The organism is Acidicapsa borealis (assembly GCF_059115245.1).
Map to the genome: position 1 here is coordinate 4,930,626 of NZ_JCACNY010000001.1, position 24,870 is coordinate 4,955,495.

18 protein-coding genes and 1 tRNA gene are annotated in these 24,870 nt (G+C 56.3%); 11 read left to right on the forward strand and 8 right to left on the reverse strand.

All coding sequences use genetic code 11. The annotated features are described in order from the left end of the window. Window positions 1-76: 76 nt before the first annotated feature. From hisG to AC5S27_RS20100, 5 genes are all read right to left on the reverse strand, one after another. Window positions 77-952 (reverse strand): ATP phosphoribosyltransferase, encoded by an 876-nt coding sequence (hisG, locus tag AC5S27_RS20080; protein WP_493936340.1) that lies wholly within the window; start codon window positions 950-952, stop codon window positions 77-79. Next, window positions 942-1,313, reverse strand: coding sequence for a phosphoribosyl-AMP cyclohydrolase (gene hisI / locus AC5S27_RS20085; protein ID WP_493936341.1), 372 nt, complete (start codon window positions 1,311-1,313; stop codon window positions 942-944). Before hisI ends, hisG begins: the two co-directional genes overlap by 11 nt. Window positions 1,314-1,647: 334 nt before the next feature. Continuing rightward, window positions 1,648-4,842, reverse strand: a complete 3,195-nt coding sequence (locus AC5S27_RS20090; RefSeq protein ID WP_493936342.1) for an efflux RND transporter permease subunit — start codon at window positions 4,840-4,842, stop codon at window positions 1,648-1,650. A gap of 95 nt (window positions 4,843-4,937) precedes the next feature. Beyond that, window positions 4,938-6,032, reverse strand: a complete 1,095-nt coding sequence (locus AC5S27_RS20095) for an efflux RND transporter periplasmic adaptor subunit (RefSeq protein WP_493936343.1) — start codon at window positions 6,030-6,032, stop codon at window positions 4,938-4,940. Window positions 6,033-6,241: 209 nt separating this feature from the next. After that, complete coding sequence (locus tag AC5S27_RS20100) at window positions 6,242-6,946, reverse strand: queuosine precursor transporter (RefSeq protein WP_493936344.1); 705 nt, start codon at window positions 6,944-6,946, stop codon at window positions 6,242-6,244. A 184-nt stretch (window positions 6,947-7,130) separates the two neighbouring features. On the opposite strand from AC5S27_RS20100, the gene AC5S27_RS20105 reads away from it, so the two are divergent. Beyond that, window positions 7,131-7,208: transfer RNA gene (locus AC5S27_RS20105), tRNA-Glu, on the forward strand. Window positions 7,209-7,583: 375 nt separating this feature from the next. On the opposite strand, the gene AC5S27_RS20110 is transcribed toward AC5S27_RS20105, so the two are convergent. From AC5S27_RS20110 to AC5S27_RS20120, 3 genes are all read right to left on the reverse strand, one after another. Next, window positions 7,584-10,223 (reverse strand): SLBB domain-containing protein, encoded by a 2,640-nt coding sequence (locus tag AC5S27_RS20110; protein ID WP_493936345.1) that lies wholly within the window; start codon window positions 10,221-10,223, stop codon window positions 7,584-7,586. Window positions 10,224-10,380: 157 nt separating this feature from the next. After that, the gene (locus tag AC5S27_RS20115) at window positions 10,381-11,127 is read right to left on the reverse strand and encodes a sugar transferase (protein ID WP_493936346.1); all 747 of its coding nucleotides are present in this window, start codon (window positions 11,125-11,127) and stop codon (window positions 10,381-10,383) included. A gap of 483 nt (window positions 11,128-11,610) precedes the next feature. Continuing rightward, on the reverse strand, window positions 11,611-12,792 hold the full coding sequence (locus AC5S27_RS20120; protein ID WP_493936347.1) for a glycosyltransferase: 1,182 nt from the start codon (window positions 12,790-12,792) through the stop codon (window positions 11,611-11,613). 259 nt (window positions 12,793-13,051) lie between these two features. On the opposite strand from AC5S27_RS20120, the gene rfbF reads away from it, so the two are divergent. The 10 genes from rfbF to AC5S27_RS20170 all read left to right on the forward strand — a co-directional run bounded on the left by rfbF (window position 13,052) and on the right by AC5S27_RS20170 (window position 24,857). Continuing rightward, window positions 13,052-13,828: a glucose-1-phosphate cytidylyltransferase gene (gene rfbF / locus AC5S27_RS20125; RefSeq protein ID WP_493936348.1), complete on the forward strand. Its 777-nt coding sequence runs from the start codon at window positions 13,052-13,054 to the stop codon at window positions 13,826-13,828. After that, window positions 13,825-14,931: a CDP-glucose 4,6-dehydratase gene (gene rfbG, locus AC5S27_RS20130; protein ID WP_493936349.1), complete on the forward strand. Its 1,107-nt coding sequence runs from the start codon at window positions 13,825-13,827 to the stop codon at window positions 14,929-14,931. Before rfbF ends, rfbG begins: the two co-directional genes overlap by 4 nt. Continuing rightward, the gene (gene rfbH / locus AC5S27_RS20135) at window positions 14,928-16,262 is read left to right on the forward strand and encodes a lipopolysaccharide biosynthesis protein RfbH (RefSeq protein WP_493936350.1); all 1,335 of its coding nucleotides are present in this window, start codon (window positions 14,928-14,930) and stop codon (window positions 16,260-16,262) included. Before rfbG ends, rfbH begins: the two co-directional genes overlap by 4 nt. A 101-nt stretch (window positions 16,263-16,363) precedes the next feature. Next, the gene (locus AC5S27_RS20140) at window positions 16,364-18,163 is read left to right on the forward strand and encodes a thiamine pyrophosphate-binding protein (protein WP_493936351.1); all 1,800 of its coding nucleotides are present in this window, start codon (window positions 16,364-16,366) and stop codon (window positions 18,161-18,163) included. A gap of 10 nt (window positions 18,164-18,173) precedes the next feature. Then, window positions 18,174-19,229, forward strand: a complete 1,056-nt coding sequence (locus AC5S27_RS20145; protein ID WP_493936352.1) for an NAD-dependent epimerase/dehydratase family protein — start codon at window positions 18,174-18,176, stop codon at window positions 19,227-19,229. A gap of 126 nt (window positions 19,230-19,355) precedes the next feature. Then, entirely contained in the window at window positions 19,356-20,786 is a 1,431-nt protein-coding gene (locus AC5S27_RS20150; protein WP_493936353.1) for a hypothetical protein, read from the forward strand. After that, on the forward strand, window positions 20,783-21,808 hold the full coding sequence (locus tag AC5S27_RS20155) for a glycosyltransferase family 2 protein (protein ID WP_493936354.1): 1,026 nt from the start codon (window positions 20,783-20,785) through the stop codon (window positions 21,806-21,808). The genes AC5S27_RS20150 and AC5S27_RS20155 overlap by 4 nt, the downstream gene beginning before the upstream one ends. A 135-nt stretch (window positions 21,809-21,943) precedes the next feature. Then, a complete protein-coding gene (locus AC5S27_RS20160; RefSeq protein WP_493936355.1) occupies window positions 21,944-22,585 on the forward strand; it encodes an LbetaH domain-containing protein in 642 nt (213 codons plus the stop codon). Beyond that, window positions 22,582-23,799 (forward strand): group 1 glycosyl transferase, encoded by a 1,218-nt coding sequence (locus tag AC5S27_RS20165; protein ID WP_493936356.1) that lies wholly within the window; start codon window positions 22,582-22,584, stop codon window positions 23,797-23,799. The genes AC5S27_RS20160 and AC5S27_RS20165 overlap by 4 nt, the downstream gene beginning before the upstream one ends. 38 nt (window positions 23,800-23,837) lie before the next feature. Then, window positions 23,838-24,857, forward strand: a complete 1,020-nt coding sequence (locus AC5S27_RS20170; protein ID WP_493936357.1) for a glycosyltransferase family 4 protein — start codon at window positions 23,838-23,840, stop codon at window positions 24,855-24,857. Window positions 24,858-24,870 lie beyond the last annotated feature (13 nt).

Sequence of the window (24,870 nt, forward strand, 5' to 3'; positions counted from 1 at the left end):
GCAAGTCAGCGGGTTAGGCGAAGTGGCTGAGTTTGGAATCTCCGGGTCTTTGGATCAGACCCGGGAGATTGCCGGGCTAGAGGACTACTTTGTTGAGTGGGTATTCGACGATGCCGGTGGCGCCTGCCGCTTTCAAGCGGGGGATTACTTCGCGCACCGTGCTCTCTTCGAGGATGGTGTTGACGGCGACGTAGGCTGGGTTGCTGAGTTCGGAGATAGTTGGGGAGTTGAGTGCTGGCAGGACTTCGATGACTTTTTGCAGGTGCTGGCGCTGGATGTTGAGCATGAGGCCAACCTGGGATTGCGCATCGATGGCGGCGCGGAGCATGAGGGCGAGTTGCTCGATCTTGGCACGCTTCCAGGGGTCGGCGGCGGCGGACTTGCTGGCGATGAGATGAGTTTCGCTTTCCATCACAGTGTCGATGATGGTGAGGCGGTTGGCTTTGAGGCTGCTACCGGTTTCGGTGACTTCTACGATGGCGTCGGCGAGCATGGGCGGCTTGACTTCGGTGGCGCCCCAGCTGAACTCGACTTTGACGTCGACGCCTTTGTCGGCGAAGTACTTCTTGGTGACTCCGACGAGTTCCGTGGCGATGGTCTTGCCTTCGAGGTCTTCGGCTTTTTCGAAGCCGGAGCCTTCGGGAACAGCGAGGACCCAGCGGACTTTGCGGCGGCTCTGCTTGGCATAGGTGAGCGAGGTAATGCTCTCGACCTGGAGGCCGCTTTCTACGACCCAGTCGATGCCGGTGAGGCCAGCGTCGAGGACGCCGTGGTCGACGTAGCGGGCCATTTCCTGGGCGCGGATGAGCATGCACTCAATCTCTTTATCGTCGATCGAGGGAAAGTAGCTGCGGCCGTCGGCGTAGATGTTCCAGCCAGCGCGGCGGAAGAGGGCGATGGTGGCGTCCTGTAGCGAGCCTTTGGGGATGCCGAGACGAATCTTATTTGCCACTTGAGACCTCTTCCAATGCCGGGGTTTCGACGGGGATCTGTTTGGTGAAGCAGGAGATGGTGCCTTCGTGGCAGACGAGGCCGTCGCCGTCTACGGTGACTTTGAAAACGATGGTGTCGTTATCGCAGTCAGTGGCGGCGGAGACGATGCGGAGGCGGTTGCCGCTGGTTTCGCCTTTCATCCAGAGCTTCTGGCGGGTGCGGGACCAGAAGGTGACGAAGCCGGACTCGAGGGTTTTGGCGTAGCTGGTTTCGTTGAGGAAGCCGAGCATGAGGACTTCGCCGGTGTTGGCGTCCTGGACGATGCCGGGGATGAGGCCGTCCATCTTTTCGAAATCGATCTTGGGTAGTTCGGTGGTCATTGGACTCTCTCTTGGTTGTGGCGGCGGATGCTGGCGGCAAGGAAAAAGCCCGCTGGCTGGAGCGCCGGCGGGCTGATTCGAAATCTGCTTGGTGAGGTGGCCTTAGGTGTTGAGGCCGAAGCAGTCCGCCGACATGAGGGTCTCATGATGGTGGTGATGGCCGTGATGGCGGTGGCTCTGCATCTGGACTTGAGATTAAGAAAGCTGGCTCGGTTTGTCAAATGATTGGATGTAAATGCTCGTGTTGGAGCCGGGAAAGGCCCAAGGCTGAAGCCACTTGTCAACCTGGACTTTCGAGGGGCCTGAAGGCCCCTGCTCCCTCCGTACATACGAGTCACGCGCCGGCTTCAATGGTTGAGATGGGATTGGTGGGCGGGTGTTTGCGAGGTTTGATGCTGTTGAGCAGAGTGCTGAGGATGACGTAGAGGACGGGGATGAAAACTAGGTTGAGCACGGTAGACAGGACCATGCCGCCAACAATGGTTGTGCCTACGGAGTGACGACCGAGTGAGCCTGCTCCGGTAGCGAAAACCAGCGGCATGATGCCGAGGATGAAAGCCAGCGAGGTCATCAAGATGGGACGGAGGCGGAGTTCTGCTGCCTCAATGGCTGCTTCCGCGATGGAGCGGCCCTTTTCGCGCAGTTGCTCGGCGAACTCGACGATGAGGATGGCGTTCTTGGCAGAGAGGCCGATGAGCATGACGAGGCCGATCTGACAGTAGACATCGTCGGAGAGGCCGCGCCAATAGACGGCGGTTAATGCACCTAAGACCGCCATGGGTACGGCTAGCAGGATGATGAAAGGGAGCGCGAAGCTTTCGTACTGTGCGGAGAGTGTTAGATAGACGACTAACAATCCGAGCGCGAAGATGATGATCGCTTTGCCGCTGGATTCGATCTCTTCAAGAGTGAGGCCGGTCCAGCTGAACATCATGCCAGGCATCATGATTTTATTGGCGAGGTTCTCCATGGCGGTGATGCCTTCGCTGGAGCTTTTGCCTTTGGCTGCGCTGCCGTCGAGTTCGACGTCGCGGAAGAGGTTGTAGTGCGAGATGACCTGCGGCCCTGATGTGTCTTTGGCGTCGATGAGGCTGTCGAGCGGGACCATCTGGCTGGTTGTATCGGAGCGGACGTAGAAGCTGTGCAGGTCACGGGCGGTCATGCGGAAAGGCTGGTCCGCTTGCGCATAGACGCGATAGGTGCGGTTGTTGTAGTCGAAGTCGTTGACGTATTGCGAGCCCATGAAAACGCCGAGTGTGGTGGCGATTTGCGTGAGCGACACGCCCATGGATTTCGCCTTCTGGCGATCGATGCTGACGATGAGTTGCGGGTCACTGGCGGAGAAGCTGGTGAAGAGATTGGTGATGCCGGAGTTGGGGTCACGGGCGGCGCCGACCATGGTGTGAGCTACGCGATCGAGATCGGCGAGGGTGTTCTTGCCAGTGTCCTGCAGGATGAACTGGAAGCCGCCGTAGGAGCCGATTCCCTGCACTGCTGGCGGCTCAAACATGGCGACTGTGCCGCCAGGGATCATGAACATTTTAGGGCCGAGGCGGGCTACGATTTCCGCAGAGGTCTGGCCTTTGCCGAGCCGCTGGTCTGCTGGTTTGAGGGCGGCGAAGATCATGCCTGCATTGGGGGATGCGCCGCTCATGCTGAAGCCTGAGATGGCGAAGGCTCCGGCAACGTCCGAGTCCTGTGCGAGGACGGCCTGGGCACGATCGGCAATGGCGCTCGTGTCGGACAGGGATGCGCCCGGCGGGGCTTGCACGATGACCATGAGCATGCCCTGATCTTCCTGGGGGATGAAGCCAGTGGGGACGCGCAGATACATCCATCCAGTTGCTGCGAGGCCTGCGAAGAAGACGATCAACAGGACATAGCGAATGCGCAAGGCGAAGTGGATGATGCCCGCGTATTTACTGGAGACCCAGGTGATGGAGTCATCGATGCCGTGGGCAACTGCGGCATAACCTCTGGAGAGCGGGCGGATGTGAAGGAAGTCGAGTTGGTGGTACTTAGCTTCCTCTCCGCGAAGAAACATGGCGGCGAGTGCTGGAGACAGCGTGAGCGCGTTGAAGGCGGAGATCGCGATGGCGAAGGCGATGGTTAGCGAGAACTGGCGATAGAGGATGCCAGTGGTGCCGGGGAAGAACGAGACGGGAACGAAGACTGCAATGAGCACGAGCGATGTTGCGATGACGGCGCTGGTGACTTCGGACATAGCGACGGACGTGGCTTCGTGCGGGTCGGAGTGATCCATCGAGATGTGGCGCTGGACGTTTTCGATGACGACGATGGCGTCATCGACGACGAGGCCGGTGGCGAGGGTAATTCCGAAGAGCGTGAGCGAGTTGATGGAGAAGCCGAAGAGCTTGACGAAGGCGAAAGTACCGATGAGTGAAACGGGGATGGTGACGGCGGGAATGATGGTTGCGCGCCAGTCCAGGAGAAAGAGGAAGATGACAACGATGACGATGACGATGGCTTCCGCGAGGGTGACGAGAACCTCGTGGATGGAGTCACCGACCACGGTTGTGGAGTCGAAGGCGATGGCATATTCGAGGCCGGGCGGAAAGCTCTTCGACAGTTCTTTGAGAACGGCCTTGGCGTCGCGATCGACCTGAAGTGCGTTGGCGTTGGAAAGCTGTTGCACGCCGATGCCGACTGCGGTGCGGCCGCTGAACTTGAGGTTGGAGCTGTAGTCTTCGGCGCCGATTTGAGCGTGGCCTACGTCGCGCAGTTGGACCAGACCTCCGGGAGTGCTCTTGATGATGATGTCGTTGAACTGCTCTGGGGTGCTGAGGCGACCTACGACGCGTACTGCTACCTGGAAGCTTTGCTTGTTGTCGGATGGCGGCTGCCCAAGCTGACCTGCTGGGACTTCGACGTTCTGCTCGCTGAGGGCGCTGATGACGTCAGTGGCGGTGAGGTTGCGCTGGGCCAGTCTAGCCGGGTCGAGCCAGATGCGCATGGCGTACTTGCGCTCACCGAAGATCATGACATCGCCGACGCCTTTGACGCGCTTGAGGGCGTCTTTCACGTAGACGTCGAGATAGTTGGAGATGAACTCGTTGGTGTAGCGGTTGTCGCGGGTGAAGAAGCCGGAGCCGAAGACGAAGTTGGAATTGGCTTTGGTGATGGTGATACCGGTGGCGTTGACGGCGGAGGGTAGGCGGCCGGTGACGCTGGAAACGCGGTTCTGCACGTCTACGGCGGCGATGGAGATGTCGTAGCCGGTATTGAAGGTGACGGTGATGGAACTGGCGCCGTTGTTTGTGCTGGCGGAGCTGATGTAGTGCATGCCTTCGACGCCGTTGATGGCTTCTTCGAGGGGGATAGTGACTGCTTTTTCTACTGTCTCTGCATCGGCGCCGATGTAGCTGGAGGTGACGTTGACCTGCGGCGGCGCGAGCTGCGGATAGAGGGCGATGGGCAGCGACGGGATGCAGACCGCTCCGGCAAGGATAATGAGCAGGGCGGAGACGGTGGCGAAGACCGGACGGCGGATGAAGAAGTCTACGAACAAAGGTGGTTCCTTTTCGGTGAGCTGCGGTGGTCAGGGGCAGCACTTGTTACTCGTGTGAGTGTGAAGTGTGAGTGTGAAAAAATTCAGACTCGCGCTCAGCCGTGGGGTAATACCGGCATGTTGTCCACTAAGAACTGCGTTCCTGAGACGATGACTTTGTCGCCTTCCTTGAGGCCCGAAGTGACGGCGTAGTTGTTGCCCACCGTCTCGCCGAGGGTAACTGAAAGTTGGCGGGCAGCAAAATGGCCGTCTTTCTGCTGTTCGGCTACGAAGACGAAGGTCTGGCCGCCTTGGCGGGAGACGGCGAGGACGGGAACGATTGGCTTCGGTGATGTATTCCAGACGACGCGAACTTTGACCAGCTGCGCGGAGCGGAGGGCGACGGCGGTGCTATGGACGGGGGCCTTCAGGAGGATGCCCTGAGTCATTGCGTCGATCTGGGGTGAGAGGAAGTCTACGCTGGTGGTCTCGATCACCTTGCCGTCGTCGCCCAGGATCTGGACTGGTAGGCCGTTGTGGACTTCGCTGCTGCGCTCGGTGGGGACGTAGATGTAGGCTTCGAGGTCTTTGTTCTCATCGACGGTCGTGAGTGCCGTGGTCGGGGTTACATAATCTCCGAGGTGGACAGGGACGTCGCCGACGATGCCATCGAAGGGAGCTTTGATCTGGTAGTAGGCGAGCTGCTCTTCGAGGGATTTGCGGGTGGCGACGGCGGCCTGGTAGTCGGCCTGGGTGTTCTTGTAGGACTGCTCGGCCTGATCGAGGGTGTCACGGCTGGTGATGCCGGCGTCGAAGAGCTTGCGCTGGCGCTCAATCTGGATAGTGTTGTAGTCGAAGAGGGCTTTCTTCTGGTTTTCGGTGGAGCGCTGGGCGTCAACGAGGGCCTGCTGCTGGATGGGATTGACGACCATCATGAGCTGACCGGCTTTGACGTGGTCGCCGGAGCGAACCAGGAGCTGGGTGAGGTTGCCGCTGACCTGGGGCATGACGGAGACGGAACGCCGCGACTTGATGGTGGCGACGTAGTCGGAGGTGGTCTGCACGGGTGCGAGGGCTACTGTCTGGGTCTGGACGGGCATGCCCTGCATGGCTGCGCCCTGAGGTGCAGCAGCAGCGTCGCGCTTTTTGCAGCCTGAGAGCGAGAGCAGGAGTATTGGGCAGAGGAGACTGAGGGGAATGAGACGTTTCAACGATGGACCTCAAAACGGATTTGGAGCGCCAAGGCCGGGACCAGGCGAAAGGCTGAGATGACTGCAACAGCCATGTTACGGCTGCCGTGCGTGTTCTGGCTGCTGCTTCTGTTGCTGGAGACCGGGGCGAACTCTACCCTGAAATTCAGAAGTTGCGGCAGGTATAGGATTTACGGGCGTTCAGAAGCTGGCTTGCTTATTTGAACTTCCTATAACGCAAATGGGTTGAAATTGGTTCCCTGGTCGAAGGCGTCTACTGCTTCAATGCGCTTGAGCCAGCGGACGACGAGGTAGGTGAGAGGCGTGGCGAGAGTTTCGTAAATGACTTTGAAGGCGTAGGAGGAAGCGATCATACGCAGGATTTGCGAACCGGATTCGACGCCCCAGAAGGCGATGAGGATGACGACGACCGTATCAACGAGTTGGCCGGTAATGGTGGAGCCGATGGTCCGAGTCCAGAGATGGCGGCCGCCGGTGAGGAGTTTGAGGCGGGCGAGTGTGTAGCTGTTCGTAAATTCCCCAGCCCAGTAGGCAACCAGGCTAGCGATGGCGAAGCGGGGGACCAGACCGAAGACTGTGGCGAATGCCTGCTGGTTGTGCCATCCGGCGGCAGGAGGGAGTGCGACCGCGATCTGGCCCATGACTGCGAGCAGGCCCATGCCGAAGAAGCCCATCCAGATGGCGCGACGGGACGCGGCGTAGCCGTAAACCTCCGTAAAGACGTCACCTACGATGTAGGTAATGGGGAAAAGGAGTTGGGCGCCGCTGACGAGCAGCGGACCGATGAAGGGTAGGGGACCGATCTGACAGATTTTTGGACCGACGAGATTGGAGACAAGCAGGACCACGACGAACCCAATAGTGAGGGCGTCGAGATAGCGGAAGCTGCGACGGGTCGGGACCGGTTTGGCCATGAGAAAAGGATAGCTGAGCAGCTTTCTCGGAGTTCGCGGGCATTGAAATCGCGGACCGATTTGCTTGATGAGAGCGACAGGCAATTGCACAACTGTGCGGGAGCTTTTGACATGCGGGCCGCAAGTTGTTAGCCTCAAAAGAGTGTTGAGTGTTTCCGGAGCCCTCCGGAGAAGCCTCGATCGCGTCCCCGTCGTCTAGCCCGGCCTAGGACACCGCCCTTTCACGGCGATAACACGGGTTCGAATCCCGTCGGGGACGCCAACAAAACACACGACATACTCCATTCTCACAGGCCGTTCGGACTTCCCGCTGACTCTACTGTGCATAACAGGGGTCGAATGGAGAACAGGCTTCCACACGATTCAGTTGAAGGCGTCCATGCAGGAATGCCGGCAGCACCAAAACCGCCAGCCCAGCCTTCCGCGGATCCCCCAGAACTGACATCCTCGGCTACACCAAGCGACCCTACATAACGCCAAAGTCCTCGCCATGGTCAAAGACGGCTTGGCCGTCCCGCTGCAACAGCCGGCGAGCAGGTTGCTATCGTCTCAAATTGGACCAGCTTCTACGGCGACTCCGGTGGCCAGATTGGCGAAACTGGCCGCTTCACCAAGCCCGACGGAAACTGGGCACTGGCTAGCGGAGTACGTTGACTGCGGCCGCTCCGATTGCGAGTTGGGAGAAGATTTGAGTCCAATCGAGCAAACCTCTCAGGGCTGTTGGCCGGAGAGTCTTGTCGGGTACGACGATGGTGTCACCCGGATGGAGGCGGAGTTGCTTAAAGGTATTACCCCAGAGGCCTTTTACGCTGGGACGGCCGACGACTGAGCCGTCGGCGCGAATGACAAAAGTATGACCTTGATCGGCGTCACGATCGGTACCGCCTGCCAGCAGGAGATATTGACCAGCTGTCGCTCTGGGAAGGTAGCGGAAGGAATTTTGATCGTTGACTGCGCCAACCACGTTGATGGTGGCGGGCCTTGGCGGCACTGTAAAGCGGTCACCATTTTCAAGTTTGAGGTCTGGCAGGTCTTCGATGCTCGAGCTCTCAGCGGGAATCTGCAATACAATTCGTCCGGTAGCCCGTATCTGTTTGAGGCGCGCGATGAGATCCTGTTCCGCCGCTCGAGCGCCGGTGGCGCTGGCCAGCGAGCCGGCGGAAGATGTGGCCGAGGATGTCAGGGCAAGAGTACCTCGTTGTGCATTGAGATCGACGCGGTTGACGTATTCATCGATGCGCTGCTGCTGAAGGATCCGGGTGGATTCGCGATCAAACTCCGAACCGTAGAGGTACGCGTCTCCGGCGAGGCCACCAGCACGGCGTACGAGTTCACGCAGCGTTTCTCCCGGAGCGACGCTATAGACACCGGCGTGGACAAACTCTCCTTCGAGCCGGATGTACTTGGTTTGCTGCTCGAGGGGAACGCGAATATCCGCTTGCGAAAAGATAGTGATGGTGTCACCGGGCTGCAGAGGGAGATTCTGACTGGCATCCCGACTGATGACCAACTTGCCGAGGTCGAATGCCAGCAGGGAGGTCTTCAAGGTCTGTGCATCGAGGCGCTCAATAACCGCATAGCTCCAGTCGATTTCGGGTGCTGCGATGCGGACTTCTGTACGGTTCGTCGTGGAAGATTCACCGGAGCGGGTCATCTGATCGACCTGGGAACCGAGGGCCGTTCCGCTGACTGAACCTGCCTCTTGATTGGAACCCGAGGTATCGCTGCGTGAATAGGCTGGGACATCCTGCTGGTACGCAGGATTGTCGAGGGTCGGTTGAGAACCGTTGCGCGCTGCATTGCGGGCCCGATTTTCAGTGAGGGCGGAAGTTAGGGTGTCCTGGGACACGCTCGTGGTGAGCCCCTCCCGTCCGTACTGGCTCGAACGTGGATCCCTGCCGATGGTTGAGACGAGCGGCTCAAACTCGGGGCCCGGCAACCCCAGATGGCTCCGCTTCCACCAGTAGTCGCGGCTCATGAGAGAGTCTCTGTCCGGGATGAGGTCGCTGATATGCATCCCCTCGCGCCATTGAAAGCGACCTGGATTGGCCACATTGCCGCGCAAGGTGACCGTCTTCTGATAAGCGGGCAGTATGGAGTAGACGCGCAAGATGTCGGAATCGGCCAGGCGTGTCGACAGGCCAGCCGGATCCAGGCCGATCTCCATGGCCTGGCGAAATTGATGATCCTCCAGGCGCTCGATGGAAATGCGAGCGCCGGATGCGACTGCGGTTGTCTTACCCGCTAGTTCGATCAAATCACCGACAGTTTCGTTTTCTCGCAGCTCATAAATCGCTGGGTTGTGAACGCTGCCAGTGATGGCGACCTGCGAGCCCACTGGAGGTATGTATAGTACGTCCTCAGGCAACAGGCGCACATCTTTGGATTTATCACCACGGACCAGGAGTCCATACAGATCGAAGTCAGTAATCAGCTTTCCATCGCGTTTTAAGAGAATGTGGCGGAGCGAACCCTGAAGAGAAGGCCCGCCGCTGGCAAAAAACGCGTCCACCATGGAGCTTAGCGAGCTTACCGTATACGCGCCCGGGCGCCGTGCCTGGCCTGTTACATAGATTTGGATTGCGCGAATTCGCCCCATGTCGACGGAAAGATCGAAGTTGCGATAGACCCTGCTTACAGCTGAGCGCAGATGCTGGTCGAGGCTTGAAAACTGCAGCCCAGCAACATGGACCGCGCCCACTCCTTGGAGGTATATGTCGCCTGAGCGATCGACGCGGAGGTTGCCGCTGTAAGTGACCTGACCCCAGATGCGGACGCGCAGCTCGTCATCTGGACCGACTACGTAGTCTGCGGTTACCGGGGCCACATCATTCGGAGAGAAAGTTGTCGGTACGTCGCGAAAGAGGTTTGCTCCGTAGATTGGGAGGAACTGACCTGCGCTGGCGGCGACAAACTTCTGAAATTCGGTGGGCAATTCGGGTGGGAGCGGCTGGGTCCTCTGCTTGGAACCGGAGGCCGTTCTGGGATCATTCAGTTCAGTACTTTCTGAAGATCCCGCTACTGATGAGCGACGATCGACAGGGAATGAGGAGTTGTCTTGCTGGCGATAGTACTGGTTATCGCGGTTGTTTTGTTCGAGATTCTGCAGGCACGCCTGACTGGTAGCACCGGACGAAGTCTGACAATCGCTGGAGGGGTATTGCGGGACGGAACTGGAACCGCTGTCGGGGAAACTCGACGGATATTGCTGGGAGAGCATGCTGGCGCTGGCCGTCATGAGAAACGCGAGAAGTATCAGAGTTGCGCGACGGTTCATAGTGTAGATTCATCCTCCCGGAGATCTGGGTCACCTGGCAGGATTCGCCTATGCAGACAGGACAGAAGTTGCCCTCATGGACCAAGTCCAATCGATGAGGGCCCTCAGGATGGCCGCCAGGAATCGCCCAATCCGGTACTGTACAACAATAATTGATTCAGCGTGCGCCGACACGGCGTAGCACAGCAGGGATGGTCTTGGCGAGAATACTCAGGTCTTTGGTAAGGCTCCAATTTTGGACGTAGGAAGCATCGAGTTGCGCTCGCATGCTGAAGCTGATATCGCTGCGGCCCGATACCTGCCAGAGACCGGAGAGACCTGGAATCGCGGCCAGATAGAAGCCGTCCAGATGTTTGTAGAGAGGAATCTCCGCCTTCACGACGGGGCGCGGGCCGACAAGCGACATCTCTCCTCGAAGGACGTTGAGAAGTTGAGGGATCTCGTCGAGACTCCATCGGCGCAGGAAAAAACCAATTTTGGTGATGCGCGGATCTGGAGCGTCCTTGACAGTGCGCCACCGCGCTAGAGTTTCCTGATGGCGAAGGCCTTCCGGTCCGAGGTTGTGGGTGTTATGTGGGTGCTTGACGGACATCGAGCGGAACTTCCAAATGCGGAAAGGGCGTCCGTTGCGGCCGATGCGTGTTTCTCTGTAGAAAATCGGTCCTTTTGTGGTGAAACGGATGGCGAGTGCGATCAGGACACATGGCACTAGGCAGATGATCATCATGGCGGTGGCACACACCAGATCAATTGCGCGCTTTACATATTGGTAACGCCAGGACCGAACACCCGAGGACAGCGGGACGAGCGATAGTTGCGTGACGGGATAGTCATCGAAAGCTGATTCTGCATCGTAACCCTCTGCCGAGTATTCGATATTAAATTGGGGATTTATCATTCCCATGATTCCTCGTATGAGTGCCAAATTGTGGTAATGGCTCGTTATAAAATCCAGTTGTAGTTCAAAAGCAAATGAACATACTGTTCCGGTCGTCTATCTAAATGACTAGACCTTTGCTAAAAAGTAACACAGGATACTGCAACTTCAACATGAGTAGGGTGCCCGGAAGGTGTTGTGTCCATTCCGGTTACTCGTCAATTATTAAGATTTGATGTTGGTTTCTAAGAAACGTCTACCCGCAGTTGACCATTTTTGGAGCTCCATTTGCTGATATGTTTCATTTTGGACATATTAGAAGGGGTAGTGATGTTTATCAGGAAGTAATTACAGTGTGCGGCAGAGGCGTATAGCTTACTAGAAGAAAAAGCTGGTCAAATTTAATCAAACTTACACTTAATCATCACATCCGCAGAGTTTCTGGAGTTGAGCCAATTTGCTTCTACCGTTAAAGAACATTTTGATAGTTTAGGGCCTTGGTTTGCATCCTCAACTACACAATCGCCTCTTGTCTTCGAAATCAGTCCAAACAGATGAAGCAAATTTAGCGAAGGCAGCTTTGAAGTGGTCTTGACTGAATCTTAATGCACTCTCCTGCGACGCTTCTGGGCTGAACTCAGACTCCCGAGCCTCGAAATCTGCGATTGCAGTAACCAGGTCAGAGGTTGTTTGCCGGTTAAAGAAAACGCCAGTGAGGACTGCGGGGCTTGGGATGCCGCCTTGCATCCCTCGCACGGTTTCCAGCACTCCGCCGGCCCCGAAGGCAATAACGGGCCGACCAAAGCTCTGTGCTTCGACGGGGACCATACCGAAGTCCTCTTCGCCCGGGAAGATGAGTGCTCTGCAAGTGGCCAGATGTTTTTTGAGTTCAGGGTCGCTGACTTGGCCCAGGAACTCGATGGTGGGTCCGGCCATTTTCTGTAGAGATTTAAATTCGGGTCCGTGTCCGATGACTTTTAATTTGCGATTCATCCGGGTGCAGGCTTCTACGGCGAGATCGAAGCGTTTGTAGTCTACGAGTCGGCCTATGGCAAGGTAGAAATCCTCTGCAGGCGCATTGAGGGTGCCGAGATGAACGTCGACAGGCGGGTAAATTACAGTGCTCTCACGGCGGTAATACTTACGGATTCGACCAGCGATGAAGTTTGAGTTTGCCACAAAATAATCGACTCGGGATGCGGAGGCGAGATCCCAGAGCCTCATATAGTGGGCAACGAGCGCGAAGACGGTTTTCACGAGAGGATTCATCTTGCGCTTGTACTGCGGGTACATCTCCCAGATGTAGCGCATGGGTGAATGGCAGTAGCAAATGTGGCAGGTTCTGGAGGAAGTGATGACACCTTTGGCCGGCCCCGATTCCGAGCTGATGACCAGGTCGTAGTCGCTCAGGTCGAATTGCTCAAGAGCAATCGGCTGCAGGAGTAAAAAGTGGCGGTGAAATCGCGTGGCACCGGGTACGTGCTGGAGAAATGAGGTACAGAGTTTCCTCGCCTGAAGGATCGGAGCCAGAGTCTTGCGGTCCGCGACCAGTGAAAAAAGGTCCGCTTGAGGAAAGATTTCGGCAATAGCCTCCACTACGCGTTCTCCGCCTGCACGCCCGACGAACCAGTAGTGAATGATGGCGACGCGGAGGTTCGAAAGCGGGTTTTCGGCCGATTCAGCAATTTCCATGAGCCATTCTTTTCCTCTGAGTCAGCATAGCAAGTTCAGGGTAGATAGGAATTTGAGGAAACGAGGAACTCGTCTGCAAGAATTGGTTAGGCAATTCCGGCTGGAATTAACTGCGCAATGGGGCTGCGGGCAGCTCGTTTGCGCTTGAAAGATTCAGTGGTTCCTGACTTGTATTGAATTGAACGGTTTTTGCTTCATTCGGTTGTTCGAGGGTAAGGTAGTGATAACAGGTTTTTGCGCTAACGGATAGAGACATCAAATGAAAGCTGTAATTCTCGCTGGAGGCCTTGGAAGCCGGCTGAGCGAAGAGACGACGCTCCGGCCCAAGCCTATGGTTGAAGTTGGCGGGATGCCGATCCTCTGGCACATCATGAAGATCTATTCCTCCTTTGGAATCAATGACTTTGTGATATGCCTCGGTTACAAGGGGTACATGATCAAGGAGTTCTTCGCGAACTATTTCTTGTTTTCTGCGGACGTGACCATCGACATGGTGAATGGGACCACCGAATGCCACAGAAACGGGTGTGAGCCGTGGCGGGTCACCCTGGTGGATACCGGCGCGGAGACCATGACGGGCGGACGGTTGCGGCGCGTGCTCCCGTACGTACAAGACGAAGAAATGTTTTGCTTTACCTACGGAGATGGCGTCTCTGATGTCAATATTACCCAGCTGATCGAGTTTCATCGGCAGCATGGAAAGCTGGTCACCCTCACAGCCGTTCAGCCAACGGGCAAGTTCGGTGCGCTCAACATCGATGAGACCGGAAGCGTTTTATCTTTTGCTGAAAAGCCGAAGGGCGATGGGAACTGGGTCAATGGCGGGTTCTTGGTTCTCTCTCCCAAGGTGGGCGCATATCTCAAGGATGATGCGACGATCTGGGAGCGGGAGCCGATGGAATCTCTGGCGGGTGCAGGAAATGTCGGCGCTTACAAACATCCAGGCTTCTGGCACGCGATGGACACCGTGCACGACCGTTCCGTACTCGAAGGATTGTGGTCGAAAGGGAAAGCGCCCTGGAAGGTCTGGGAATGAACTGGAGTGATAGGCGTGTCCTGTTGACGGGGCATACCGGCTTCAAGGGGAGCTGGCTGTCGCTGTGGCTGCAGCAACTAGGAGCAGACGTATGTGGTATCGCACTGGAGCCACCCACGGCTGTGAGCCTCTTTCAGGATGCCAATGTCATGTCAGGGATGCGTTCAGTGATCGGCGACATTCGCGATGTGGAGTTGCTCAAGCGAACGTTTCTGGAGCACAAGCCAGAGGTCGTCTTTCATCTCGCGGCGCAGTCGCTGGTGCGGCGCTCTTACGACGAACCGCTGGGCACATACTCGACCAATGTGATGGGTACTGCGAATGTGCTGGAAGCAGCGCGATGGACGCCCAGTGTGCGAGCCATTGTGGTGGTTACCACCGATAAGTGTTACGAAAACCGCGAGTGGGAGTGGCCCTACCGTGAGACAGACCAACTCGGTGGATACGATCCGTACAGCAATAGCAAAGCCTGCGCAGAACTGGTCGTTTCCGCTTACAGGAATTCGTTTTTCAACCGCCATGAGTTCAGCCGGCATGGCGTCGGCATGGCGTCAGTGCGGGCGGGAAATGTGATAGGGGGCGGGGATTGGGCGGAGGCGCGACTGGTTCCGGATACGATCCGCGCATTCCTAGAGGAGCGGCCGGTTGTAATTCGGAATCCGCGAGCGATACGTCCCTGGCAACATGCTTTGGAGCCCTTGCGCGGGTATCTGGCGGTTGCCGAATCGCTCTATGAGCTTGGACCTGTGCATGGCGAGGCCTGGAATTTTGGCCCAGAGCAGTCCGATGTTCAAACGGTAGAGTGGATCGTGCGGGAGTTGGCCACAGCATGGGGCGGAGCTGCCCGATGGGAGCTGGATGACGCAGAACAACCACACGAAGCTAACTACTTGAAGCTGGATTGGTCCAAGGCTGAGGCACGGCTCGGTTGGCGGCCAGCTCTTCCGCTGAAGGATGCACTGGCCATGACACTGGCCTGGTACCGGGCAAAACAACAAGGCCAGCAGATGCGTGACTTTACAATTTCGCAGATCAAGCAGTATGCAGCGAAGTTTCAAACCGAGAAGACAAGTGTCGCGAAGTACATTGGAGTGGATGCGTGAGTGAAGGCCGTAAGGATGAGATCCGTGAAGAGATTCGGCGGCTGACTGCTGAGTATTACGCAGAGGCGCATGCGAACAAGCCATTCGTGCCGGGGGAGTCGCCGGTCCCCGTATCGGGGCGCGTCTTCGATGACAGGGACATGTTCTCTGTCATCGATTCAGGGCTTGAATTCTGGCTGACGGCAGGCCGGTTTTCGGATCTTTTTGAATTCAAATTCGCCAAGTTTCTGGGCGTGAGAGACGCGCGCCTGGTCAATTCCGGGTCGTCCGCGAACCTGGTCGCTGTTTCCGCGCTGACCTCTCCTACGCTCGGCGAGCGGCAGCTTCGTCCTGGCGACGAGGTAATTACTGTGGCGGCAGGATTCCCTACGACTGTGAATCCAATCCTCCAGAACCAACTCGTGCCCGTGTTCATCGATGTTGTTTTGCCCACCTACAACGCGGATGTAAGGGCCCTGGAACAGGCACTGAGTCCTCGCACCAAGGCGGTGATGTTCGCGCATACGCTCGGTAACCCGTTCAACCTTGCGGCTGTCACAGCGTTTGCGCGTGCGAACAATCTATGGCTGATCGAGGATTGCTGCGACGCGCTGGGTTCCAAGTTCGACGGCCGCCGAGTTGGGACTTTCGGCGATATCGCCACTTTTAGCTTTTATCCGGCACACCACATTACGATGGGGGAGGGAGGCTGCGTGGTCACCAACAAGCCGCAGCTCACCAAGTTGATTGAGTCCTTTCGCGACTGGGGCCGGGATTGCTGGTGTGCGCCCGGAAAAGACAACACCTGCGGAAAGCGCTTTGACTGGCAACTGGGAACGTTGCCCTATGGCTACGATCACAAATACACCTACTCGCACATCGGCTATAACTTGAAGGTAAGTGATATGCAGGCCGCTGCGGGAGTGTCGCAGTTGGAAAAGCTTGAAGGTTTTATCCAGGCGCGGAAGGATAACTTTGCCTACCTTACTCAGGCACTCCAGCCTTTGTCACACTTACTCATCCTTCCAGAACCGACGCCTTTGTCGGAGCCGAGCTGGTTCGGATTTCCAATTGCGGTGAGGCCCGATTCCGGATTGCATCGCGACGACGTGATTCGCTTCCTGAATACACGCAAGATTGGAACTCGGCTGCTGTTCGGAGGCAACTTGCTACGGCAACCGGCGTATTTGAACATTGAAAAGCGAGTCGTTGGCGAATTACCGAACTCAGATTTCATCACCAGTCAGGTCTTTTGGATTGGTGTATTCCCAGGGCTCACAAAGCCGATGCTGGACTACGTGGTCGAGAGCCTGTTTGAAGTGTCGCAGCTGTGTGAAGTTTCGTCGCAGTGAGCGCCTGCTGACTTACGTTCAGGTTGCACCGATGATGCCTGTGCACGGGCCTCAAAAATGAGCATTAGAGAGTCCGGATTGAAAACCGGCAGAGGAATGGAATGCGCGTTGCGGATTACATAGCACAAAAGGTCGTCGAGGCCGGTGCGGACTGTTTTTTTGTGCTGACAGGCGGCATGGCTATGCATTTGAATGATGCCTTTGGCCGCGAGCCCGGTTTGCGATATTACTGCAACCACCATGAGCAAGCTTCGGCGATGGCGGCTGATGCCTATGCAAGGCAGACCGGGAAACTGGGGGTTGCGATGGCGACAAGTGGCCCCGGAGCAACCAATCTGCTGACGGGGATTGTCGGGGCATACCAGGACTCTGTACCTGTCCTGTTCTTAACCGGCCAGTGCAAGCGGTTGGAAACCATTCGTGGGCGAGGCATCGCGGGACTGCGCCAGGCGGGCTTCCTGGAAGTCGACATTCTTCCGATAGTGGGGTCGGTTACCAAGTACGCTGCTTTTGTGGAGAGCCCAGAGAGGGCTCGATACCATGTTGAGAAAGCTATTTACCTAGCCAAGTCTGGCCGGCCAGGTCCGGTTTTGCTCGATGTTCCGCTGGATGTGCAGGCCGCTCAGTTTCCTGAAGATACCGCTGAGGGATACACGCCGGAAGATGAAGAAATTCCCTGTTGCAGTCCGCAGGATATCCAGGATATCTTCCTCCGGCTTGCCAAGGCGGAGCGGCCTCTCCTCCTGGCTGGCCATGGGATTCGGGTAGCCGGCCAGGTAAACGAATTTCGGGAGTTGGTCAAGCGCCTTCAGGTGCCGGTCGTGACTTCCCTGATGGCCAAAGATTTGATGGAGTACGCGGATCCCTTGTTTGTGGGGCACCCAGGTCCCCGGGGTGCTCGGGGTGCCAATTTTGCGGTGCAATCGGCGGATCTGATTCTTATCCTTGGATGCAGCCTGCATATCCAGACAGTGGGTTACGAGGGAGAGTTGTTCGCTTCCAAGGCGGACAAGATTCAGATCGAGATAGATCCTGCACTGATGGAGCGGGAGCGCGTCGGCGTGCAGACCAAGTACAGCTGGGATATTAAGGACTATCTGCCAAAGTTTCTCGAGGCCACGGAGAGCTATCAAGGTGCGGCCAGGCAGAAGTGGATCGCAGCCTGCCAGTCGTGGAAGGAACGATTTGCCATTTTGAAGGAGCCGCATGAGCTCGGAGAAGCCACAGATCCCGTGAATCTCTACGAGTTCGTGGATGTCTTAAGCGACCTACTGGAAGGGGAAGAAACGATCCTTACCGATGCAGGCCAGCCCCATCCGATTCTTGGGCAGGCCTTTCGAACCAAGGGGAATCAGCGATATATTAACCCCGGTTCGTTGGCGGAGATGGGCTATGCGCTTCCTGCGAGCTTCGGGCCGGCTGCCGATGATCCAGAGCGGAATGTGATCGCCGTGACGGGCGACGGTTCACTCCAGACAAACATCCAGGAACTCCAGACCCTTGTTCACTATGGGTTCAATGTGAAGCTTTTCGTGATCAACAACGGCGGTTACGGATCGATCCGGCGGACGCAGGAGACATTTTTCAAGGGTTTCTTCATGGGCAGCACACCGGAGAGCGGAGTGACGCTGCCGGAGACCGAAAGCGTATGCAATGCATATGGTCTCACCTATGTCCGGTGTCATAACCGTTCCGAACTGAAGACGATTCTGGAGCAAGTGCTCGCAGTGAAGGGACCGGTGTTGTGCGAAGTGATGGCGCAACATAACCAGAAGATCATGCCCGGTGTACCTTCCTATCTCCTGGAAGATGGAAGCATGCGCTCCAGAGCTTTGCATGAGATGACGCCTGATATTGGGGCTACGCTTGAGGCAGCATATCAAACGGCAGGATTAGAGTGACGGAGCGTTGATGCCGAAGCTGCCAGCCGATGATATCGACTTCATCCTATCCTGTACAGAACCGGTTTGGGACGAGATCCGCGGGAGCCGACTATTCCTGACAGGGGGAACAGGTTTCTTTGGATGCTGGCTGGTCGAGAGTTTCCTTGCAGCGAATGCACGTTTTGGCTTGAACGCAAAGCTCACTCTCCTAAGCCGGTCTCCAGAAGCCTTTCGGGAGAAGTGTCCACATCTCGCAAGCGATGCCGCACTTTCTTTGCTGCAAGGTGATGTCCGCGATTTCCAGTTTCCTGAGGGTGACTACCCGTTTGTGATTCACGCCGCGACGGAGGCAAGCGCCCGGCTGATTGCGGAAGAGCCTCTACAAATGTTTACGACCGCCATCGACGGGACGAGACGAACCTTGGATTTCGCCGCAACTCACGGGACGCGTAAGTTTCTCCTCACGAGCTCAGGAGCTGTCTACGGCGAACAGCCCGCGACGATGAGCCATATTCCAGAAGACTATGCAGGTGCGCCGAACCCTCTCGATTCTGGGGCCGTCTACTCCGAAGGTAAACGCGCCTCGGAGCTTTTATGCGCTGTCTACGCGGCCCATCACGCGATGGAATGTAAGATCGCTCGCTGCTTCGCTTTTGTAGGGCCGCATTTGCCTCTCGATACGCACTTTGCTATAGGCAACTTTTTGCGGGATGCGATGCGTGGCGAGGCAGTTCGCGTCAACGGAGACGGCACACCCAGGCGCTCGTATATGTATGCGGCCGATCTTGCAGTCTGGCTTTGGACAATGTTGTTTCGTGCTAGGCCGTTAGATGCCTTCAACGTTGGTTCGGATCAGGCAGTTTCAATTGCTGAGCTGGCGAAGGTGGTGTCGGATACTGTCGGCTCCGCGGCCGGGATACAAATTTCCAGACAAGCCACCGGCGGTACGCCCATACGACAATACGTGCCAAACGTCGACAAAGCAGCCGCGCAACTAGGTCTGCGCTGCGAAATTTCACTGCGGGAAGCAATACGGCGAACGGCCGCCTGGCATGGCTACTCCATCAACACACGGACTCTATAATGTCAAAAGTAGCGATACTCCTCATCGCGCATTCGAAGCGCTCAATGGCGAGGATGGTCGAGTTCTGGAGAGTTAGCCTGCTGGTCTTTTGGGCTTCTGTTCGCAGCATCTGAGGGGTGGAAGATTTTGAAGATCATTGAAAGTACTACCCCGGCGCCCCCTCATCGATCTCTTGGTACACTTCTGAAGCACTGGATCGGCCTCGACACCGCAATTGCCTTTACGATTCTGGCGCGCTTCTGGTCCGCTGGCGCAGGTGTGTTGACAGTGTTTCTGATCGCGCACTTTCTCACGCCCAATGAGCAGGGCTACTACTATACGTTCTCGAGTCTGGTAGCTCTTCAAATCGTTTTCGAACTGGGGTTTTCCTTTGTCGTATTACAGCTGGCGGCGCATGAGCGAGCCGAGCTGAGCTTCCTACCCAACGGAGATGTGCAGGGTAATCCCAGATCGCATGCCCGGTTAGCTTCCATCCTCCAGAAGTCAGTGCGCTGGTACTCGGTCGCAGCCATCCTGATGGCGGGAGTCTTGCTACCGGCTGGCTACTATTTCTTCACAACGCATCAGCACGCGGGTCCCGAAGTTTTCTGGAAAGCTCCGTGGTTTCTGTTGGTGCTTGCAGCGACATTTACCTTTCAGCTCGATCCGGTTTTCTCCTTTCTGGAAGGATGCGGATCGATAGTGCAGGTAGCACGCATGCGATTTGCCCAGGCCATGCTAGGTAGCGTGCTGGCATGGACGGCGCTGGCGACACACCACGGACTCTTCGCCCCAGCCATGATGGTCTCCGCACAGGCGCTCGTCGGACTTATCTTTCTTTTTTCCTCCTCCCGAAAGAAGCTTTTGAAGAGTCTGTTAACGCTCAAAGTCGGCGAACATTTTGTCGGCTGGCGCAGCGAGATCTGGCCCTTCCAGTGGAGAATTGCCATCAGCTGGCTATGCGGCTACTTCATCTTTCAATTATTCAATCCAGTGTTGTTCGCTTACCAAGGACCGGTCGCCGCCGGCCGCATGGGCATGTCGCTCAGTATCGCTTCCTCAATCGGTGCCATCGCGCTGGCGTGGATGAACACCAAGGCATCCCCGTTTGGCAACATGGTCGCGCGGCGCGAATTCCTGGAGTTGGATACCCTGTTCTTCCGCACACTCTGGCAATCGACGATTCTGCTTGTGCTTGGAGCGACAGCTTTCCTTACCGTGCTGCTCATGGCCGGCCGCAGTTTTCCCCAATATGCGTCCAGGGTTCTCCCTCCGTGGGCGTTTACCCTGCTCTTACTCACAGCAGTGATGAATCATGTGGTCTTTAGCGAAGCGCTCTATCTGCGGGCGCACAAGCAGGAGCCCTTTTTCGTTCAGGCCGTAGTAGTAGCCATCCTGCTCGGCAGCGCCACCTACCTGCTGGGACGCTTTGCAGGTGTGAATGCCGTAACAATAGGCTATTTCCTGATCGGCGGAGTCTTTGGCCTGGCCTCGGGAACATACATTTTTGTTCGCAAGAGACGGGAGTGGCACGGGACTTCCTCGCAGCAACTGTCGCGCGAAGGAGCTGGAAATTGACGACTGAACCGGTCCAATCTGCCTCGGAATTTAAGCCCTTGCTTACCATCGCCATTCCGACCTACAACCGCGCGCGCTATCTGCGCGAACTTCTGTCAGTGCTGTTCGATCAACTGGTCGGGGAGCCGCGGGTCGAACTGATCATTTCCGACAACGCCTCCCCCGATGAAACGCCTCAGGTAGTGGCGGAGTTTCAATCGCGCGGACTGTCCATCCGCTCCATCCGCAACGAGGTAAACGTAGGGGCAGATGCAAACTTCCTGCAGTGTTTCGAGCAGGCGCGCGGCAAGTATGTCTGGATCTTTGGCGATGACGACATCATCATTCAAGGCGGAGTAGCGAAGGTCTTGTCGCACCTCGAAACTGGGGAATACGATCTCGTTTACCTGAATTCTTTTGGGCTAACTGACTCATATGTACCCCAGCTTCAAAGCAGGGAAAGCAAGGCATTCGATACCACCGACGCAATGCTTTTTGTCGGACGAGTGCATGTGTACTTTACCTTTATCAGCGGCAACATCATCAACAAACGCGCAGTAGAGGAGCAGGGGACAAACGCCTTCGCATCCTTGGTGGGCTCAAATCTCGTCCAGCTAGGCTGGACTTACAAGGCACTCAATGGTTTTCGCCGTGGACTGCATATCGAAGACCGGTTAGTGGGTGCACGCTTGAACAACACTGGCGGCTACAAACTGCTCGAGGTGTTTGGCCCGACGCTAAAGACAGTAACAGGAAATTGGCTGCAATCGAAAAGACTGCAGCGCGTTGTGATGAACGGAACCCTGCAAAGATTCTGGCCCGGCATGGCACTGCAATACAAGAGTGCCTCCTCTGTGTTTGCGCAAGAGGCTAAGCCAGGTGAAGTGCTTGCAAGCGCGTTTCGAGACAACGTTCGATATTGGGCGTTCGTTTACCCCATCCTCCAACTGCCAACCCCGCCTGCATCGTGCTGGCTACTGCTCGTTCGGGCCATAAACAGGATCGACCGAGCTGCTGGATTCGTCATGCTACGTCACGGCTAGAGCTACGTCCGAAAGCTTCTCCGCTCGGATCGGTGAATTGACCCTATTCAACTCAAGACTAAGGTAGATAGAGTCACTATTAAGGCGTGATCTTAGCGGGCCAAATCTTGTAAAATTAAACTGAGACGGTGAGATTTGAGTCGATTGCTGCGATTTTTGCATGAGAATGGGCTTTATCTGCTCGTAACTCATCTCTCCGGGCAGGCTATCGCGCTTCCTCGAAACCGGCTTCTCGCCTGGAAACTCGGTGTTAAAAAGATCCATGTTGGCCCGGGCTCATATCTGCGTGGACTATCCAGCATCCAGATGGGAGAAGACTTTTCCGCGGAGCGGGGTCTCTGGCTGGAAGCGATTTCGCGCTATAACGATCAGGTATTCACCCCACGGATCGTCATAGGAAAGCATGTGCGCATCAGCCACTATGTCCATATCGCAGCCACACATTCTGTGCAGCTTGGTGACCATGTGTTGATTGGAAGCAAGGTCGTGATTATCGACCACAATCATGGCAGGTACGCGGGAGAGCACACCTCGCCTCTGATCCCGCCGACCCAGCGGCCTCTGGATGTAGATTCAAGCGTGGTAATTGGCCAGAACGTATGGCTTGGGGACGGAGTGGTGGTCACACCCGGCTCATCCATCGGCGAAGGAGCTGTAATCGGCGCCAACTCCGTGGTCATCGGAAGCATCCCACCTTTTGCCCTGGCTGTGGGCGCACCTGCCACAGTGCGCAAGATTTTCAATTTCAACACCGGGAAGTGGAGCAGTATTTCATGATTCGAGCCGCGTGCACGATTGTTTCTCTTAACTACCTGCCCTATGCGCGCACTCTCTGCGAGTCGTACCTGAAGTTCCATCCCGGCCATACGTTTTACGTGCTACTGGTGGATCGATTACCCGCAGGTATGGATGTTTCTGAGGAGCCTTTTCAACTTGTTCTGGTCGAGATCCTGGGAATTCCTGACTTTGAATCGGTCGCCTTCAAGTATGACATCCTTGAGCTCAACACTAACGTGAAACCGACGTTTCTGAAATCCTTGCTGGCAAACGGAATTGACGAGCTGATCTACTTCGATCCCGATATCCTGATCTGTTCGCCAGTCGACCCGGTTTTCAATGAACTGGATAATCACTCCATCGTCCTCACGCCGCATGCCATGTCACCCAATGATGGAGCTCCCGAGGTAGAAGCCATGCTGCTGTTCTCGGGGATCTTCAACCTCGGGTTTATCGCGGTATCCAGAACGCCAGAAGCAGTTCGGTTTCTGACCTGGTGGGAAAATCGCTGCCTGACGCTCGGCTACGCGGAGCGCATGAGTGGCCTTTTTGTAGATCAGAAATGGATCAATCTGGTCCCCTCCTTCTTTGACTCGGTCGCAATCCTGAGACATCCAGGATGCAATGTCGCCTACTGGAATCTGCATGAGCGCTATCTGGAGAAAACCGGCGATTCCTGGAGAGTGAATGGCAGCGCGCCCCTGGTCTTCTACCACTTCAGCGGAGTACGGGTGGATGGCGGAACCACGATTTCTAAAGGCTACGATCAATTCAACCTGGATTCCCGCCCCGATCTGCAGGAGATCTTTGCCCACTACCGCGCCCGGCTAGCGCACCACGGGATTCACGATGTGGCCCGCTTCGTGTACGCGTTTGGCCGCTTCAGCAATGGTGTGCTTGTCAATAAGCTGCAGCGAGCAATCTATTCTGGCAATGTTGACAGGTTTGGCAGCACAAGCCCGTTTGATGCCAACGGACCGTTTTACAAATGGGCAAAAAGCAACCATTTGCAGAGCGGCCAGGAGTCTGTGGCAAAGTACAACCGGCACACCATTGACCGGAACGACATCAAGGTACGTTTTGTGAATGCCATGCTGCGGTTGGGATTACGACTACTCGGCACAGACCGGTATACGGTCCTGTTAAAGTACCTGGCATATATCTCTGTACCGCGCAACCAGAAGGATGTCTTTAACAAATTGCCTACAGTCTAGTTCTCGAAATGTTTTGCGTTTAATTTTATGGAGACTCCATGAACCATCGGGTGATTCTTGTGACGGGATCATTGCCGCCCGATGCCTGTGGTGTAGGCGACTATACCCATAAGCTGGCTTCCGCTTTGGAAGCCGCTGGTCAGCCTGTTGAAGTTCTGAATCACCGCGAGTGGAATATGGCTGGTACCGCCAAGGCGATTCGCAACCTTCTGAATGCCCGCAACTCGATCGTGCATATGCAATATCCCACCGTCGGCTACGGAAAGAGCCTTGGCCCTCAGTTGGCGCTTCTACTCAAGCCGGCTATCGTCACTCTCCATGAATTCAGCCTCGCGCATCCCCTGAGAAAATTGTCTCTTTTTCCCTTCACGCTGAGATCCCCCATTCTCGTCATGACGTCGGAGTTCGAGGCGAACGCCACGGCGCTGAAGATGCCATGGATCAGGAGTCGAATCCGTATCATTCCGATTGGCAGCAACATTGAGCCGCCGGCGTTCCGTAGCGTTCAGCGCAACGACAGCGTGGTCTATTTTGGACTGATCACGCCTAGAAAAGGGCTTGAGGACTTTCTGGAATTCGCCCGGTTGGTCCGAACAAGAAATCTGCATTGGGAATTGCTGATCATAGGGAAAACTGCTTCAGGTCAGGAAGCATACGCGCAGACACTGCGAGACAGATCTTCGTCTTACGGAGTTCGGTGGCTTCTTAATCTCAGCGCGCCAGAGGTATCGCAACTCCTCTCCACCGCTGGCTTCGCCTATTTGCCGTTCCCGGATGGAGCATCCGAACGGCGCGGATCACTAAAGGCCGTCATCGCTTGTGGCCTGCCCTGCATCACAACACGCAGCGAGCAGACCCCACAGGAGCTTGCGCAATCTGTGGTTATTGCGTCAGACCCCGAGCAAGCCGTGAACTATTCAATACATCTGATGGCCGACAACCTGGAGAGGACAAGACTCTCTCTGGAATCGCTGGCATATGCCGACAGATTCGAATGGGGGAAAATAGCACTAGCCCATATAGATCTGTATCAGGAGTATCAGCGAACCTACCGCTAACTTTGCCTCCTCT

Excerpts from the sequence above, each read along its gene's own strand:
- hisI (WP_493936341.1), bottom strand. The coding sequence starts at position 1,313 with ATGACCACCGAACTACCCAAGATCGATTTCGAAAAGATGGACGGCCTC.
- AC5S27_RS20100 (WP_493936344.1), bottom strand. The coding sequence starts at position 6,946 with ATGGCCAAACCGGTCCCGACCCGTCGCAGCTTCCGCTATCTCGACGCC.
- AC5S27_RS20110 (WP_493936345.1), bottom strand. The coding sequence starts at position 10,223 with ATGAACCGTCGCGCAACTCTGATACTTCTCGCGTTTCTCATGACGGCC.
- AC5S27_RS20115 (WP_493936346.1), bottom strand. The coding sequence starts at position 11,127 with ATGGGAATGATAAATCCCCAATTTAATATCGAATACTCGGCAGAGGGT.
- AC5S27_RS20120 (WP_493936347.1), bottom strand. The coding sequence starts at position 12,792 with ATGGAAATTGCTGAATCGGCCGAAAACCCGCTTTCGAACCTCCGCGTC.
- rfbF (WP_493936348.1), top strand. The coding sequence starts at position 13,052 with ATGAAAGCTGTAATTCTCGCTGGAGGCCTTGGAAGCCGGCTGAGCGAA.
- rfbG (WP_493936349.1), top strand. The coding sequence starts at position 13,825 with ATGAACTGGAGTGATAGGCGTGTCCTGTTGACGGGGCATACCGGCTTC.
- AC5S27_RS20140 (WP_493936351.1), top strand. The coding sequence starts at position 16,364 with ATGCGCGTTGCGGATTACATAGCACAAAAGGTCGTCGAGGCCGGTGCG.
- AC5S27_RS20145 (WP_493936352.1), top strand. The coding sequence starts at position 18,174 with ATGCCGAAGCTGCCAGCCGATGATATCGACTTCATCCTATCCTGTACA.
- AC5S27_RS20165 (WP_493936356.1), top strand. The coding sequence starts at position 22,582 with ATGATTCGAGCCGCGTGCACGATTGTTTCTCTTAACTACCTGCCCTAT.
- AC5S27_RS20170 (WP_493936357.1), top strand. The coding sequence starts at position 23,838 with ATGAACCATCGGGTGATTCTTGTGACGGGATCATTGCCGCCCGATGCC.